The 14,112-nt window shown below is 70.7% G+C and carries 18 protein-coding genes and 1 pseudogene; 6 read left to right on the top strand and 13 right to left on the bottom strand.

Going from position 1 to position 14,112, the window contains the following annotated elements; translation table 11 throughout:
- Nucleotides 1-115 precede the first annotated feature (115 nt).
- Complete coding sequence (locus CP970_RS23245; RefSeq protein ID WP_055551648.1) at nt 116-304, top strand: hypothetical protein; 189 nt, start codon at nt 116-118, stop codon at nt 302-304.
- 69 nt (nt 305-373) lie between these two features.
- On the opposite strand, the gene CP970_RS23240 is transcribed toward CP970_RS23245, so the two are convergent.
- A complete protein-coding gene (locus CP970_RS23240; RefSeq protein ID WP_079043783.1) occupies nt 374-1,288 on the bottom strand; it encodes a winged helix-turn-helix domain-containing protein in 915 nt (304 codons plus the stop codon).
- A 228-nt stretch (nt 1,289-1,516) separates the two neighbouring features.
- On the opposite strand from CP970_RS23240, the gene CP970_RS23235 reads away from it, so the two are divergent.
- The gene (locus CP970_RS23235) at nt 1,517-1,702 is read left to right on the top strand and encodes a hypothetical protein (protein WP_055551652.1); all 186 of its coding nucleotides are present in this window, start codon (nt 1,517-1,519) and stop codon (nt 1,700-1,702) included.
- A 186-nt stretch (nt 1,703-1,888) separates the two neighbouring features.
- Here the strand turns inward: CP970_RS23235 and CP970_RS23230 are convergent, their stop codons facing one another.
- A complete protein-coding gene (locus CP970_RS23230) occupies nt 1,889-3,151 on the bottom strand; it encodes a GNAT family N-acetyltransferase (RefSeq protein WP_055551655.1) in 1,263 nt (420 codons plus the stop codon).
- A gap of 47 nt (nt 3,152-3,198) precedes the next feature.
- Nucleotides 3,199-3,801 carry an RsiG family protein gene (locus CP970_RS23225; RefSeq protein ID WP_079043784.1) on the bottom strand — a complete coding sequence of 201 codons (603 nt, stop codon included), beginning with the start codon at nt 3,799-3,801 and terminating at the stop codon, nt 3,199-3,201.
- 161 nt (nt 3,802-3,962) lie between these two features.
- On the opposite strand from CP970_RS23225, the gene dtd reads away from it, so the two are divergent.
- Nucleotides 3,963-4,388, top strand: coding sequence for a D-aminoacyl-tRNA deacylase (gene dtd / locus CP970_RS23220; RefSeq protein ID WP_055551659.1), 426 nt, complete (start codon nt 3,963-3,965; stop codon nt 4,386-4,388).
- Between the two features lie 26 nt (nt 4,389-4,414).
- On the opposite strand, the gene ygfZ is transcribed toward dtd, so the two are convergent.
- From ygfZ to CP970_RS23205, 3 genes are read right to left on the bottom strand one after another with little or no spacing between them, the layout of a single operon-like run.
- On the bottom strand, nt 4,415-5,380 hold the full coding sequence (gene ygfZ, locus CP970_RS23215) for a CAF17-like 4Fe-4S cluster assembly/insertion protein YgfZ (RefSeq protein ID WP_055551692.1): 966 nt from the start codon (nt 5,378-5,380) through the stop codon (nt 4,415-4,417).
- A 59-nt stretch (nt 5,381-5,439) separates the two neighbouring features.
- Nucleotides 5,440-5,895, bottom strand: a complete 456-nt coding sequence (locus CP970_RS23210) for a Fur family transcriptional regulator (protein ID WP_055551661.1) — start codon at nt 5,893-5,895, stop codon at nt 5,440-5,442.
- A gap of 16 nt (nt 5,896-5,911) precedes the next feature.
- Nucleotides 5,912-6,484 (bottom strand): FABP family protein, encoded by a 573-nt coding sequence (locus tag CP970_RS23205; RefSeq protein WP_055551663.1) that lies wholly within the window; start codon nt 6,482-6,484, stop codon nt 5,912-5,914.
- A gap of 273 nt (nt 6,485-6,757) precedes the next feature.
- On the opposite strand from CP970_RS23205, the gene CP970_RS23195 reads away from it, so the two are divergent.
- On the top strand, nt 6,758-7,015 hold the full coding sequence (locus tag CP970_RS23195; RefSeq protein ID WP_055551665.1) for a DUF3099 domain-containing protein: 258 nt from the start codon (nt 6,758-6,760) through the stop codon (nt 7,013-7,015).
- 111 nt (nt 7,016-7,126) lie between these two features.
- Here the strand turns inward: CP970_RS23195 and CP970_RS23190 are convergent, their stop codons facing one another.
- The 7 genes and pseudogenes from CP970_RS23190 to CP970_RS23170 form a co-directional block, all read right to left on the bottom strand.
- Entirely contained in the window at nt 7,127-7,414 is a 288-nt protein-coding gene (locus CP970_RS23190; RefSeq protein WP_055551667.1) for a DUF1416 domain-containing protein, read from the bottom strand.
- A gap of 34 nt (nt 7,415-7,448) precedes the next feature.
- Nucleotides 7,449-8,294 carry a sulfurtransferase gene (locus CP970_RS23185; protein WP_055551669.1) on the bottom strand — a complete coding sequence of 282 codons (846 nt, stop codon included), beginning with the start codon at nt 8,292-8,294 and terminating at the stop codon, nt 7,449-7,451.
- Nucleotides 8,295-8,460: 166 nt separating this feature from the next.
- Nucleotides 8,461-8,541, bottom strand: coding sequence for a putative leader peptide (locus CP970_RS46000; RefSeq protein ID WP_351007875.1), 81 nt, complete (start codon nt 8,539-8,541; stop codon nt 8,461-8,463).
- Nucleotides 8,542-8,778: 237 nt separating this feature from the next.
- Nucleotides 8,779-9,531, bottom strand: a complete 753-nt coding sequence (locus tag CP970_RS23180) for an LmeA family phospholipid-binding protein (RefSeq protein WP_055551671.1) — start codon at nt 9,529-9,531, stop codon at nt 8,779-8,781.
- A 125-nt stretch (nt 9,532-9,656) separates the two neighbouring features.
- On the bottom strand, nt 9,657-10,853 hold the full coding sequence (locus CP970_RS23175; RefSeq protein WP_055551694.1) for a hypothetical protein: 1,197 nt from the start codon (nt 10,851-10,853) through the stop codon (nt 9,657-9,659).
- Between the two features lie 5 nt (nt 10,854-10,858).
- A complete protein-coding gene (locus CP970_RS45055) occupies nt 10,859-11,113 on the bottom strand; it encodes a MoaD/ThiS family protein (protein ID WP_224059287.1) in 255 nt (84 codons plus the stop codon).
- Between the two features lie 39 nt (nt 11,114-11,152).
- Nucleotides 11,153-11,971: pseudogene (locus CP970_RS23170) on the bottom strand (alpha/beta hydrolase); the annotation flags it as partial.
- Nucleotides 11,972-12,198: 227 nt separating this feature from the next.
- Between CP970_RS23170 and CP970_RS23165 the strand changes: the two are divergent.
- Both CP970_RS23165 and CP970_RS23160 read left to right on the top strand, forming a co-directional pair.
- Nucleotides 12,199-13,011, top strand: a complete 813-nt coding sequence (locus CP970_RS23165; protein ID WP_055551674.1) for a response regulator transcription factor — start codon at nt 12,199-12,201, stop codon at nt 13,009-13,011.
- A 23-nt stretch (nt 13,012-13,034) separates the two neighbouring features.
- Entirely contained in the window at nt 13,035-14,057 is a 1,023-nt protein-coding gene (locus CP970_RS23160; RefSeq protein ID WP_079043786.1) for a LacI family DNA-binding transcriptional regulator, read from the top strand.
- Nucleotides 14,058-14,112 lie beyond the last annotated feature (55 nt).

Below are 14,112 nucleotides of genomic sequence, written 5' to 3'. Positions count from 1 at the left end.
TGACCACCATCTTTGGGCAGTTGACTGGAAGTTGTTTATGAACTCCGACCAAGTGGGGACAACTCAAGCAGAGTTGGTTGCCAACTGACTCCAGATGGCAGAAGGAGGAACCACCATGCCCGCCATAGCCCTCCTCGCAGCCGTGGTCGCCGTCACCGTCGAGCAGCTCGTCCAGTGGAAGTACGGCCCGATGGGCATCATCGGCCTCCTCCTGCTGACCGTGGGCGTCAAGGCGAAGAACCCCACGGTCAGCTCCATCGGAGCCGTCGTCCTCGCTCTGATGATGACAGGCCCCGCGATCTGACCGGGCCGGCGGCCGGGGCGCATCGGGGACGAACCAGGGGCCGACCCAAGGGCCGACCCTGAGGATCCCCTAGCCCGCCGCCAGCTCCAGGTCCTGACTGATCGTGTTCCAGAGGGCGTTGAACCACAGATGGGACTGCTCGACGAAGGTCGTGTCCCGCAGCCCGTCCCCCTCCTTGAACGGAAAGAGCATCGACTGCGTGCCCTGCGCGTCGTACATCTCCAGGGATTCCTCGCCGATCTCCTCGTCCCGCTTGGTGAGCGTGTAGTACGCGAAGAGGGCCTCGGAGCCGTTGATCAGGTACAGCTTCACGGGCGGCGTGAACGGCAGCGCCCTGAACTGCACCGACACATCGATCCCGTGCGAGGCGCGCAGCGCGAGGAGGTTGTGCCGCAGGACCTGGCCCTGCGCGTTGCGCTGGGAGAGCCAGCGCCCGTGCACATGGGCCTCCTCGACCTCCCCGGCGTCGACCGGCGCGGGGAAGGCGAGATCGATGTCGCGGCTCGGCAGCAGCACCCGGACGTTGACCTTGGCCGGATCGAGCTGTCCGGCGTGGATCTGCCGCAGCGGCTCGCCGATCGCCATGGTGAGGGAGATGGAGGTGAGACAGAGCGCGTCTATCTCCACATGTGGCGATTCGAACGCGGCAGCGATCCGCGGGGCGAGTCCGACCATCGTGGGCTGCGGCCGCCGCACGGCGCCAGGACCTGCGGGCGCACGCTCGGACGCCTCCGCGACGGTGGCGGGGCTGCCCTTCGAAACGTTGGACAGCAGATGCTCGCCTTGCAGGATTCGCAGTGCCTCGCGCACGGCACCGCGCTCGACGCCGAACTCATCGGCCAGTTCGGCCTGCGTGGGCATGCGCTGCCCCGGCCGCAGCGACCCGGACCTGATCCGGTCGCGCAGCGCGTCCGCCACTTCGCGGTGAGACCTGTGGGGCCTCTTCCGCCCATTGACTGGTGCATGTTCCGGGCTCACAACCAAACGGTACAACTTCGCGCCATCTTTGGGGAGTTGCAGGGAAGGTGGTTATGAGTCGTCCCTCAGCGGAGATAAGTCAGGTGAAGTTGGTAGCCAACTTTGGCGACATGGTCAGACCCCATCGGGGTTGGCCACCAGCCATCGACCGCCGACGCGAAGCACTCGCGGGGGCCGGTCGGTTGGTCACCGACTAACGGGGTCCGCCGCCCCGATCCCGAAGGAGGGAACGTCATGCCACTCATCGCCATCGTCGTCGCCGCCCTCGCCATCGGCTTCGAGCAGGTCATCCAGTGGAAGTACGGACCGCTCGGCATCATCGCCTTCGTCCTGCTGACCGTGGGCATCAAGGCCAAGAACGTCAAGCTCAGCGGACTCGGGGCGGCTCTCCTCGTCCTGCTCCTCGCCCAGTCGGGCTGACCCGGATCGGGCTGGCCGGGCTCCCATCCGGAGGGGAGCCGGGAGTCCGACCAGCCGTCAGGACGTCTGGGCCTCGGTACGCGGATGGCCGGGGCTCAGACACTTCCCGGGGGTGTACGGGACTGGGAAGCCCGCACACCCCCGGGCGCGCCTCGGGGCACACCCCCGGACACGCCGGGGCACTCGTCAGAAGAGATCGGGGCACCAAGGCCGCCTGGACGTACGGAACATGACGTCAGCCAGCGCCGCCGCCCCCGCCCGCTCCTCCCCGATCCGCCCCAGCGCCACGAGCCGCACCGCGGACGCGTCGCCCAGCCACAGCTCCGCCAACTCCGCGACATCCAGGGCCAGTTCCGCCGACTCCGTGGTCGGCACGCAGCTCGCGCCGTCCGGCGTCGCATCGAGCCGGTAGCGCCCGCCCGCGAGGCCCGCCCCGTCGGTGATCTCCAGGACGAGGGAGCCGGGACCCGCGTACGTACGCGATTCAAGGGCCCGTACGACGTCCAGGATCCGCAGCCAGAGCCAGTCCGCGTGTCCGGTCACCTTGGCCGCGCGAGGGTCGGGCAGCAGGTGCGGGAGAAGGTCGTCGGGGGCCCGCCAGCCGCTCTCGACCGTGATGACCTTGTCGATCGCGCAGAGGTAGTGCCACAGGTCGCGCTCGGCGGCGGGCGTGGCGGCGGTCATCGACAGGACCGTGGCGGTGTTCAGCGGCAGCCGCGAGCCGTCCCACTGGTCGTTGCTCGTGCGGTACGCGACCAGTCCGTCCACGCGGCCCGACGGGTCGCGGTAGAGCGCGTAGAACGGCTCCCGCCAGGGGAATTCGGGGGTCGCCTGCCGCCCGGTGTTGCGCAGCCACCAGTCGTCGCCGCGGTCGATCACGCCGTGCCGCTCGGCCCTGACCCGCTCGTGCAGCTCGGGGCCGAACTTGCGTACGTCGTCGCCGTCCACGAGGTCGATCCGCGCGCCGGCCGCGGCGGGCCCCGACCAGCGCGGGTCGAGCCCGGAGCGCAGCACGTCGACGGTCCACTCGGTCACCCAGGTCGCGGGCCCGAAGCCGTACCGACCGTAGATCGGGTACTCGGCGGAGATCAGCGTGGCGACGACGTCACCGCGCTCCTTGGCCGCCGCGAGGTCGATGGCCATCATGCGGTTGAGGATGCCGCGACGCCGGTGAGTGGGCGCCACCGTCACGCCGGTCACCGCGTTGGCCGCGACGGGTGCGCCGCCCACCGCGGTGACCTCCTGGTCGAAGGAGCGGAAGGTGCCCACGACGCGGTCGCCGTCGTAGGCGCCCCACACGCGGGAGGCTGCGCCGCGGGCCCCGAGGTTGGCGACGGCCTCGTCCGACATGGCGGCGAAAGACTGCAGGAACCCGGTCTGGACGGCCCGCAGCCAGGCGGCCAACTCGCCGTCGGCGACGGCTCTTACGTCAACATCGACATCGCTCATGCGCCCACGCTAGGCGCGGCCGACGGCACCCCGCACGCGGGTTTCCGTCACACCAGCAGGTCGTCGACCTGCGCCTCGCCCTCCCGGTAGCGTCGCGCGATCTCCGCGCTGCAGTCGTCCGTGGTCCGCTGGAGCAACTGCCGTCGCCGCGACACCTGCTGTTCGTAGCGCACGAGGCGGCCCATCGCCGTGTGCAGTTCGTCGTCCGTGCGTGCCGCCAGGTCGGAGAGCTGGACCTCGGCGAGCATCTCGGTGGCGAGCAGGCGGTACTCCTCGCTGTGCGGGGTGCCGAGCGTGACGTGCCTGGCCGATGAGCGGTGCCGGGCCGGGGCGTCCCTGAGGATCTCCGGGAGCCGGTCCACGACCGGCGCCTCCGGCTCCGGGGCGAGCGGGTCCCTGCGGCGGGCGATCTCGGCCCGCAGGATGTCGATCCTGCCCTGCAACAGCCGCCGCACGTAGCTCAGATCGGCCTCGTCCTGCTGGGCTCCCCTGCGCAGCTCACGGAGCTCCGCGAGGCGCAGTGCCGCCAGGTCGTGCTCGGGCACCGCCGGAAGGCGCGGGCTGCCCGTGCGCTGCGCGGGCGGTCGCGGAACCTGCGTACGCAGCAGCGAGATGCGACCGGGCGAATGCCCGGTACTTGGTGTGCTCATGTAGCTCTACCCGTCCCCTCGACCGGCCGACGCGGTACACCGCGTGTGAGCATCGTGCCACCCCGAGTGGCCGCTATGTGAACGAGTGCCCGGAATCGGCCCCGGATGGGGGGATCGGAGGCATGTCCCGGGCGCCGTGCGCGGCACGGCATGATGACCGTATGCGAGCAGTGGTGCAGAGGGTCGACGGCGCGAGCGTCGTCGTGGACGGCGAGACGGTGGGCGAGATCAGCGGCGAGGGCCTGTGCGTCCTGGTGGGCGTCACGCACGACGACACCAAGGAGAAGGCGGCCCAACTGGCCCGCAAACTCTGGTCGGTGCGCATGCTGGCCGACGAGAGGTCGTGCAGCGACATCGACGCGCCGCTCCTGGTCATCAGCCAGTTCACCCTCTACGGAGACGCCCGCAAGGGCCGCCGCCCCACCTGGAACGCGGCCGCCCCCGGCGCGGTGGCCGAACCTCTGGTCGAGGAGGTGGTGTCGCGGCTGCGCGCCCTCGGCGCGACGGTGGCGACGGGCCGCTTCGGGGCGCAGATGCGGGTGGGCCTGACCAACGACGGGCCCTTCACCGTGCTCCTGGAGATGTGACCCACCGCCCGGAGGGGCGGGGACGGTCAGGGCTCGACGACCACTTCCTGCGCCGCGGCGATGTCCCCCGCCACGAGCTCCGCGTCCAGCGGCACGTTGCGCTTGATGAGGCCGAGGGCGATCGGACCCAGCTCGTGGTGGCGTACGGCCGTGGTGACGAAGCCGAGCTTGCGGCCTTCGGCGCCCTCGCTCGCGAGGTGCAGCGGCGTCCCCGCGACCGGCAGGTGCACCTCGCTGCCGTCCAGGTGCAGGAAGACCAGGCGGCGCGGCGGCTTGCCCAGGTTCTGCACGCGGGCGACGGTCTCCTGCCCGCGGTAGCAGCCCTTCTGCAGGTGTACGGCGGTGTCGAGCCAGCCCAGCTCGTGCGGGATGGTGCGGTGGTCGGTCTCGAAGCCGAGGCGCGGCCGGTGGGCCTCCACGCGCAGCGCCTCGTAGGCGAGGAGTCCGGCGGCGGGGCCCTGCGCCGCGGCGTACGACTCCAGGTCGGCGCGCGGCAGGAACAGGTCGCGGCCGTGGGCGGTCTCGCGCACGACGACGCCCTCGGGGACCGGCGCGATCGATCCGGCGGGCAGGTGCACCACCGCGAACTCGCCGGTGCGGTCGGCCACTTCGACGCGGTAGAAGAACTTCATGCTCTCCAGGTACGCCAGGAGCGCTTCCCTGGTGCCGGGCTCGACGTGCGCCCAGACCGTCTCGCCGTCGTCGACGAGGTAGAGGGCGTGCTCGATGTGGCCGTTGGCGGAGAGGATCAGCGCTTCGGTGGCCTGTCCCGCGGGGAGCTCGCTGACGTGCTGGGTGAGCAGCAGGTGCAGCCAGCTCAGCCGGTCGGCGCCGGTGACGGTGAGTACGCCGCGGTGCGAGAGGTCGACGAATCCGGTGCCGTCGGCGAGGGCGCGCTGCTCGCGGAACAGTTCCCCGTAGTGGGCGGCGACGCCTTCGTCCACGCCCTCGGCGGGGACGGCGCCGGGCAGGGACAGCAGAGGGCTCTTCATGTTCACAAAGACTACGACCTGCCGGGCGGCCCGCTTATTCCGCCTGCCGGGCGGCCCGCTCATTCCGCGTCTTGTTCCGCGTCCCGGCAGTTCTCGCACTGCCCGAAGATGGCGAAGTGCTTGAGGTCGGTGTCGAAGCCGAAGGTCTCGCGCAGCTTGGCGGTGAAGTCCGCGGCGATCTCCGTGTCGGCCTCGATGACGTTCGTGCAGTCGCGGCAGACCAGGTGGATGTGGTGGTGCCGGTCCGCCAGGTGGTACGTCGGCGCCCCGTGCCCGAGGTGGGCGTGCGAGACGAGCCCGAGCTCCTCCAGGAGCTCCAGGGTGCGGTACACGGTGGAAATGTTGACCCCCGACGCCGTCTTCCGCACGTGGCAGAGGATGTCGTCGGGGGTCGCGTGCTCAAGGGTGTCGACGGCTTCCAGGACAAGCTGGCGCTGCGGCGTCAGCCGGTAGCCGCGCTGCCGCAGGTCGCTCTTCCAGTCGGAGCCGGTGCTCCGGGAGTCGGTGCTCGCCACACCTGAGAGTCTAGGTCTACTTGAAGAAGGCGATGCCGTCGTCGGGCAGGTCGCTCAGGTTCCGAGCCATGTCGGCGACCTCCTCGGGCGTGACGACCTTCTTGAGCTGCGCCGACATGTACGGGCGCAGCGGCACCTCGGGGGTCTGCTTCTCGCCGACCCACATCAGGTCGCCCTTCACGTAGCCGTAGAGCCGCTTGCCGCCGGTGTAGGGGCCGGAGGCCGCGGTGCGCGCGACGGCGTCGGTGACCAGGTCGATCTGCGGCTTCTGGTCGGCGAGCTCGCCGTACCAGATCTCCACGACGCCGTTGTCACGGACCATCACGACCTCGACCTTGCGGTCGTCGCCGATCCGCCAGTAGCCCGACTCGGACTCCAGCGGCTTGACCTTGTTGCCCTCGGCGTCGAGCACCCAGGTGTACGAGCGGTACTCGATGAAGTCGCGGCCGTCGTGCGTGAAGGAGACTTCCTGGCCGAAATTCGCCTTCTCGGCGCCGGGGAAGTCGGTGACGCCCGCGCCCGCCCAGTTGCCGAGGAGGAAGGCGAGGGGGACGAGGGAGGGGTTCAGGTCGGACGGAATCTCGATCATGGGAAGCTCAGGCGATCTGTGGTGGTGGGGTGGGGGTCGTCAGCGCTGGCCCTGGTACGGCTTCTTCAGCGCTGGCCCTGGTACAGCTTCTTCACGGTCAGTCCGGCGAAGGCGAGAACGCCGACGCAGACGAGAACCAGCAGGGCGGAGAAGAAGGCCTCAAGCACGGGGTGCTCCTCGGTGAGCGGTGGGGCAGGTATCAGAGCCGGTCCCACTGTAGTCGGGCGGCGCCCGTCCCTCTCTGTGAGGGCCCTCGGGACGTACGCTGGATGTATGTACGCGCGAAGGCGCCATGTGTACTTCGCCATGATGGGCACGTGCATCGCCCTGTTCGTCCTGGCCTGGGCCGTCGTGCGGCTCTGGTCGATTCCGGTCGCCGTCGGGATGTGCGTGGTGGCGATGGTGATCCCGCCCCTCGCCGCCATCACGGCGAACCGACGGGGCCCCGAGGACCGCTGGTGGGACGATCCCAGCGGGGACCGGAAGTCCGACGAGTGGTGGGACGAGCTGGACGGCAGGCGCAGGCGGTAGCCCGACGGGGGGACCGTCCGGGCAGCCGAAGGGCCGCACCCCGTTCCAGTGGCGTCCAACCCCTGGGGTGCGGCCCTTCGGCCGTTCATGGCGCGTAGCGGACCTAGCGGATCAGACCGCGATCGCGATCTCCGCGAGTCCGCCCGTCTGAGCGACGACCGTGCGGTCGGCGGTGCCGCCGGGGATCAGCGCCCGGACGGTCCAGGTGCCCTCGGCGGCGTAGAAGCGGAACTGTCCGGTCGCCGAGGTCGGGACCTCGGCGGTGAACTCGCCGGTCGAGTCCAGCAGGCGCACGTAACCGGTGACGGGCTCGCCGTCGCGGGTCACCTGGCCCTGGATCGTGGTCTCACCGGGCTTGATCGTCGAAGCGTCGGGGCCACCGGCCTTTGCTCCACACATGCGTACTCCTAGGGGAATGAAAGGTCGGTTCTGCTTACTTGTTGGCGCCGAGCTCGATCGGCACGCCGACGAGCGAGCCGTACTCGGTCCAGGAGCCGTCGTAGTTCTTGACGTTGGTCTGGCCGAGCAGCTCGTGCAGGACGAACCAGGTCAGGGCCGAACGCTCACCGATGCGGCAGTACGCGATGGTGTCCTTGGCCAGGTCGACCTGCTCGTCCTCGTAGAGGGCCTTGAGCTCGTCGTCCGACTTGAAGGTGCCGTCGTCGTTGGCGTTCTTGGACCACGGGATGTTGCGCGCGGACGGGACGTGGCCCGGACGCTGCGACTGCTCCTGCGGCAGGTGGGCCGGGGCGAGCAGCTTGCCGCTGAACTCATCGGGCGAGCGCACGTCGACCAGGTTCTTGGCGCCGATGGCCGCCACGACGTCGTCGCGGAAGGCGCGGATCGAGGTGTCCTGGGCCTTGGCCTTGTAGTCGGTGGCGGGCCGCTTCGGGACCTGCGCGCCGTCTACCAGGTCGCGGGAGTCGAGCTCCCACTTCTTGCGGCCGCCGTCGAGGAGCTTCACGTCCTGGTGGCCGTAGAGCTTGAAGTACCAGAAGGCGTACGAGGCGAACCAGTTGTTGTTGCCGCCGTAGAGGACGACGGTGGTGTCGTTGGCGATGCCCTTCGCCGACAGGAGCTTCTCGAAGCCCTCCTGGTCGATGAAGTCACGGCGGACCGGGTCCTGGAGGTCCTTGGTCCAGTCGATCCGGATCGCGTTCTTGATGTGGTTCTTCTCGTACGCCGAGGTGTCCTCGTCGACCTCGACGATGGCGACCTTCGGGTCCTCGATGTGGGCCTCGACCCAGTCGGCGTCTACCAGGACGTCGCTGCGGCTCATGTGTCTCTCCTCCGGGGCAGTTACGGCGGTGCGGCTGTGCGGCGGGTGCACGAGGGGCGGCCGGTACGGGCCGGTGGTGCGGGGAGGCACGGGTGGCATGCGTACGGCGCGGGCGGCCTGCCGGAAAGGGCGTCGACAGGCCCGGGGGAAACGGGTGAGGTCCCCGTCAGAAGGTGCGACAGAGCATGGCGGCGACGCGGCACAGGTCTACTGCCCGCCGCTTCGTGAGGTCCGCCTGTCGTTGCATGGGTCCGATCGTAGGGATGGAGGGGCGGCTGTGTCACCGGTGCTCCGCATGGTGAGACACGATCGTCCACGATGTGGGAATAGTTGAACCCCGGGGCCGCCCTGAAGGGCCCCGGGGTCCGGTGTCGTCCCCGTCACATCCGCCCGCCGGACGGCTTCGTCTCGCACTTCGGACGAAGCGGCCTCGGGGCGGGGATCCGGCGGGTGTTCAGCGTGGGTTCGGCGGGTTCAGCGGGGTTCAGCCCGCCAGCCGCACGTTCGAGCCCGTGACGGACATGTCCACGCCGTCCGGCGCCGCCTCGACCTTCTCCAGCTTGATCCCGGCCGGCAGGTCTTCGATCTTCTGCTCGAAGTCGGTGACGTTGCGGGCCGTGCCCTCGGGCAGCGGGATGTCGACGCCGAGGACCGAGATGTTCTTCGGGATCTCGTCCGCGTGGACCTTGATGTTGTCGCCCTCGACGCGGACCGAGCTCAGCACGTACACGGGCTTGGGCAGCTTCACGCCGCCCTTGCTGACCTCGACCTCGACCTTGATCTTGCCGTTGCCGCCGTCGGAGAGGCCGACGACCTTGCCGGTGGCGCCGAGCGGCAGCTGGACCGGCTCCGACTTGCTCGCCTTCAGGAGCTCGTCGTAGGAGACCCGCGCGGTGCCCGAGGCGGTCGCCGCGGTCGCCGAGCTGTAGTCGCCGGAGAACTTCACGCCCTTCATGTGGGCCGTCAGATCGGCGATGCGGATGGAGTCAGAGCCCGACTTGGCCTCGTAGTCCTTGATCCCGACCTCGACGTCGTCGAGCTCGCCGCCCGCGACCTGCGTCAGGAACGGGAAGCCCTTGATGGAGACATCGGGCGTCTGGCTCAGGCCCTCGCTGGTACGCATCTTGTCCGCCGCCTCGCCCTCGGCGAAGTTCACGGCCAGCCTGTCGGCCGCCACGAACAGACCCCCAAGGATCACGACGACGATCAGAATTATTCGTACGGCGCGCTTGCTCATGTCCGGTGTTCCCCCACCTTGTCCCCCGACTAGCTGTCGTTTCCGCGAGCCTAAAGGACAGGCCCCCGGCCGAAAGGATCGGCCGGGGACCTGTCGATCAGCTGTGACGATCGAACGCGCGCCGTTCAGCCGATGGCACGGCCGAGCACGTACACCGCGGGGGCGGCGGCCGCGAGCGGCAGCGCGACGCCCGCCGTCATGTGCACGAACCGCGACGGATAGTCGTAACTCGCGACGCGGTGCCCGATCAGCGCGCAGACACCGGCGCCGAGCGCGAGCAGCGCGCCCTTGCTGCCGTAGTCCGTCATGCCGCCGACGGCGACCCCGGACCCGGTGGCCGCGAGCAGCGCGACGACGACGGATGCGGGCGTGGGCAGCGGCAGCGCGCGGGCGAGCACCGCGACGGCGACGGCGATGCCGCCCACGGTCACGGCGTCGGCCGCGGCCGCGAGGTGCCCGGTGGCGATGATCGCGAGCGCGGCGGACGCGAGGGTCGCCATGAGCCCGTACATCCGCTCGTCGGCACCGGCGTGGCTGCGCAGCTGGAGCACCACCACGAGCAGCACCCAGACACCGAGGGTGCCGAGGATGGCGGCGGGCGCGTGCTCCTTGCCCACACCGAGCAGCGCGACGTCGGCGACGACACCGCCGAGGAACGCGAGCGCGATGCCCTGCCGCGCGGGCCACATCCCGTTGAGCCGGAACCACCCCGCGGCGGTCACGGCCTGGAGGATCACCAGCGGCACGAGCAGCGCGTACGACCCGGCGGCCGCGCCCCCGGCGAGCAGCAGCCCGAGCAGCGCGGTCAGCGCGGCGGGCTGCATCCCCGGCTCGATGATCGGCGACCGCCCCTCGGCGCGGGCGCGCTGGGCATCGGTTATGCGGGGGTTGCCGGTGGTGGTGGCGGGGCCGTACGAACCTTCTTGAGAAGCCGCGGGCTCGGCGGGCGGTTCCGTGCCGCCCGCCATGGGCGGTTCCGGAGGCACGGAGTCGTACGACTGGGGCGGCAGGTACGCCGTCTCCGTCATGTCCACCGCGGCAGCGGGCGGCGGCTGCACGGACGTCTCCCAGGTCTGCCCCTGCCACTGCTGGGTGTACTGCTGCTGCGGCTCCGCGTAGTACTGCTGCGGCTCCGGGTAAGGCTGGGCGTACTGCTGCTGGGGCTCCGCGTAGTACTGCTGCTGCGGCTGCTCCGGGTAGTACTGCTGCTGCTCCGGGTACTGGGCCTGCGGGTAGGCCTGCTGCTCCGGGTACTGGGGATCCGGATACCGCTGCTGGTACGGGTCGTACCCCTCGTACCCCTCGTACGGCTGATTGGACATGGTGCTCATCCTCCTGCGAACGGCGGGAGCACCTCGACCGTGCCGCCCTCGGCAAGCCGTACGGTCTCATGCCCACGGGTCCCGACGGGGTCGCCGTCGACAAGGAACGAACAGCGCCGCAGGACCCGGACGAGCTCGCCCGGGTGCCGCTCGCGCGCGGCGTCGAGCGCCTCCGCGAGCGTCACCGCCGCGTACGGCTCCTCCGCGACACCCGCTGCCGCCTTGGCCGCGGCCCAGTAACGAATGGTGCCGTTCACCATGCGACGCTCCTCTCGGTCGGCGGTCGCCGACGTCCATGATGCCGTGGCCCACGCCGCGATCCGCCCGGCGAGCTCGTCGGAGGCCGCGTGCTCCGCGTGCCCCATGCCCTCTTCCAGCCACAGTTCGGCCCCGCCCGCGGCCGCCGCGGCCAGCATCCGGGGATGGTCGACGGGGAAGTACGGATCCCGGTCGCCGTGCACGACGAGCAGCGGGGTCGGCGCGATCAGCGGGACCGACTCGACCGGCGAGAGCGGCACGGGGTCCCACTCGTGCGGGTGGATCCGGGTGCGAAGCCCGAAGCGGCCGACGAAGCGACCCGCCGGGCGCGTGACGACCCAGTGCAGCCGCCGCATCGGAGCGGTCCCGCGGTAGTACCAGCGCGCCGGGGCGCTCACCGCGACGACCGCGTCAACCCGCGCTTCCGTGCGCCCCCTGTGCAACGCGGCGTGCCGCAGCACTACGGAGCCGCCCATCGAGAAGCCCACGGTCACCACGCGCGCGTGCCCGAGCGAGCGCGCCCACTCCACGGCCGCCACCAGGTCGAGCACCTCGCGGTCACCGACCGTGGAGCGCCCGCCGGACGCCCCGTGGCCCCGGAAAGAGAAGGTGATCACGGCCGCACGCTGGGCGAAGACGCCCGCGAGGCGCCGCACGTGGGGCCGTGACAGGTCCCCCGTGAAGCCGTGCGCGACCACGATCGCGAGCTCTCCCGCGGGGTCGGGCCCGGGGTCGTAGACCGCCTCGACGGCCACTCCGTCGCGTGTACGAAGCATGGCGCGCCGCTGAACGCGACCCTGCCCCCGAGTGAGCGGCGGCACAGAAGATCGCGCCGCTTGACCTGCCGGACCGGAACTCATGTGGGCTATTCTCCTTGGCAGAGGATCCGGGCAGCGCAGCCCCCGGGTCCTTTTGTGCTTTCAGGAGCGCCCGCAGCACGGCGCCCAGCGGCCCCGGGCGCGGGCCCTGCGAGCACATGTACGAAGCAGTGCCACATACGTCCTCGCAGGGACCGAGGAGGAACCGACGTAATGGGCGAGCGAAACGTGCACGACAGTCAGACAACACAGGCAGGTGTGGAGCGACGATGAGCTCTCTGCTGCTCCTCACCAATGCCCTCCAGCCGTCGACGGAGGTGCTCCCCGCTCTCGGCCTGCTCCTTCACCACGTGCGCGTCGCCCCCGCGGAGGGGCCCGCTCTCGTCGACACCCCCGGTGCCGACGTCATCCTCGTCGACGGGCGCCGCGACCTCCCACAGGTGCGCAGCCTCTGTCAGCTGCTGCGCTCCACGGGCCCCGGCTGTCCCCTCGTCCTCGTCGTGACGGAGGGCGGCCTCGCCGCCGTCACCGCCGACTGGGGCATCGACGACGTACTCCTGGACACGGCGGGCCCCGCCGAGGTCGAGGCGCGTCTGCGGCTCGCGATGGGCCGCCAGCAGATCACCGCCGACGACTCCCCCATGGAGATCCGCAACGGCGATCTCTCCGTGGACGAGGCGACGTACAGCGCGAAGCTCAAGGGCCGGGTCCTGGACCTGACCTTCAAGGAGTTCGAGCTGATCAAGTACCTGGCGCAGCACCCGGGCCGGGTCTTCACGCGGGCCCAGCTGCTCCAGGAGGTGTGGGGCTACGACTACTTCGGCGGTACGCGCACGGTGGACGTGCACGTGCGGCGCCTGCGCGCCAAGCTCGGCGTCGAGCACGAGTCGCTGATCGGCACCGTCCGGAATGTCGGCTACCGCTTCGTCACGCCCGAGAAGGTCGAGCGGGCCGCCGACGAGGAGAAGGCGAAGGCGGCGACGCCTCGGGCGGAGGAGAACGGCGGCAAGCGGACGGCGCCCCTCCCGGCCGCCGCGGAATCCGCTCCGAAGGAAGCTGCCGTACGCCCTGCCCAGCGGTAGTTCCATCCGCGTAGACTCCGCGCGTGGCCAAGGTGACTCGGGATGACGTGGCGCGACTTGCGGGTACTTCGACCGCGGTCGTCAGCTACGTGATCAACAACGGACCCAGGCCGGTCGCCCCGGCCACGCGCGAGCGGGTACTCGCCGCGATCAAGGAGCTGGGCTACCGGCCCGACCGCGTCGCCCAGGCCATGGCCTCGCGGCGCACGGACCTCATAGGCATGATCGTGCCGGACGCGCGCCAGCCGTTCTTCGCGGAGCTGACGCACGCCGTCGAACAGGCGGCGTCCGAGCGCGGAAAGATGGTCCTCGTCGGCAACGCCGACTACGTGGCGGAGCGCGAGACCCACTACCTGCGCGCCTTCCTCGGCATGCGGGTCTCCGGCCTCATCCTCGTCAGCCACGGCCTGACCGACCAGGCCGCCGCCGAGATCGACGCGTGGGACGCGCGCGTGGTGCTGCTGCACGAGCGGCCCGAGGCCATCGACGACGTCGCGGTCGTCACGGACGACGTCGGCGGCGCCCAGCTCGCCACCCGTCACCTGCTCGAACACGGCCATGAGTACGTCGCCTGCGTCGGCGGCACCGCCGAGACCCCGACGGTCGGCGACCCCGTCTCCGACCACGTCGAGGGCTGGCGGCGCGCGATGCGCGAGGCCGGGCGCCCGGTGGAGGGGCGGCTCTTCGAAGCCCCCTACAACCGCTACGACGCCTACCAGGTGGGCCTCGAACTGCTCGCCCGCCCCGACCGCCCCACCGCGATCTTCTGCTCCACGGACGACCAGGCGATCGGCATCCTGCGGGCGGCGCGCGAGCTGCGCATCGACGTCCCCGGCGAGCTGGCCGTGGCCGGCTTCGACAACGTCAAGGAGGCCGGGCTCACCGACCCGCCGCTGACGACGGTCGCCTCCGACCGGCCCGCGATGGCCCGCGCGGCCGTGGACCTGGTCCTCGACGACGGCCTGCGGGTCGCGGGATCGCGCAGGGAGCGCCTGAAGCTGTTCCCCTCGCGGCTCGTGGTGCGCCAGTCCTGCGGCTGCCAGTAGCCACCGGCAGCCGCCTCCCGCCGCCTTTATAACGGGCATACGCACTTCTGCCGGG

Source organism: Streptomyces kanamyceticus (genome assembly GCF_008704495.1).
Classification (GTDB): domain Bacteria; phylum Actinomycetota; class Actinomycetes; order Streptomycetales; family Streptomycetaceae; genus Streptomyces; species Streptomyces kanamyceticus.
This window is presented reverse-complemented; position numbering and strand designations above follow the sequence as displayed.

Excerpts from the sequence above, each read along its gene's own strand:
- CP970_RS23245 (WP_055551648.1), top strand. The coding sequence starts at position 116 with ATGCCCGCCATAGCCCTCCTCGCAGCCGTGGTCGCCGTCACCGTCGAG.
- CP970_RS23235 (WP_055551652.1), top strand. The coding sequence starts at position 1,517 with ATGCCACTCATCGCCATCGTCGTCGCCGCCCTCGCCATCGGCTTCGAG.
- CP970_RS23230 (WP_055551655.1), bottom strand. The coding sequence starts at position 3,151 with ATGAGCGATGTCGATGTTGACGTAAGAGCCGTCGCCGACGGCGAGTTG.
- CP970_RS23225 (WP_079043784.1), bottom strand. The coding sequence starts at position 3,801 with ATGAGCACACCAAGTACCGGGCATTCGCCCGGTCGCATCTCGCTGCTG.
- dtd (WP_055551659.1), top strand. The coding sequence starts at position 3,963 with ATGCGAGCAGTGGTGCAGAGGGTCGACGGCGCGAGCGTCGTCGTGGAC.
- ygfZ (WP_055551692.1), bottom strand. The coding sequence starts at position 5,380 with ATGAAGAGCCCTCTGCTGTCCCTGCCCGGCGCCGTCCCCGCCGAGGGC.
- CP970_RS23205 (WP_055551663.1), bottom strand. The coding sequence starts at position 6,484 with ATGATCGAGATTCCGTCCGACCTGAACCCCTCCCTCGTCCCCCTCGCC.
- CP970_RS23195 (WP_055551665.1), top strand. The coding sequence starts at position 6,758 with ATGTACGCGCGAAGGCGCCATGTGTACTTCGCCATGATGGGCACGTGC.
- CP970_RS23190 (WP_055551667.1), bottom strand. The coding sequence starts at position 7,414 with ATGTGTGGAGCAAAGGCCGGTGGCCCCGACGCTTCGACGATCAAGCCC.
- CP970_RS23185 (WP_055551669.1), bottom strand. The coding sequence starts at position 8,294 with ATGAGCCGCAGCGACGTCCTGGTAGACGCCGACTGGGTCGAGGCCCAC.
- CP970_RS46000 (WP_351007875.1), bottom strand. The coding sequence starts at position 8,541 with ATGCAACGACAGGCGGACCTCACGAAGCGGCGGGCAGTAGACCTGTGC.
- CP970_RS23180 (WP_055551671.1), bottom strand. The coding sequence starts at position 9,531 with ATGAGCAAGCGCGCCGTACGAATAATTCTGATCGTCGTCGTGATCCTT.
- CP970_RS23175 (WP_055551694.1), bottom strand. The coding sequence starts at position 10,853 with ATGTCCAATCAGCCGTACGAGGGGTACGAGGGGTACGACCCGTACCAG.
- CP970_RS45055 (WP_224059287.1), bottom strand. The coding sequence starts at position 11,113 with ATGGTGAACGGCACCATTCGTTACTGGGCCGCGGCCAAGGCGGCAGCG.
- CP970_RS23165 (WP_055551674.1), top strand. The coding sequence starts at position 12,199 with ATGAGCTCTCTGCTGCTCCTCACCAATGCCCTCCAGCCGTCGACGGAG.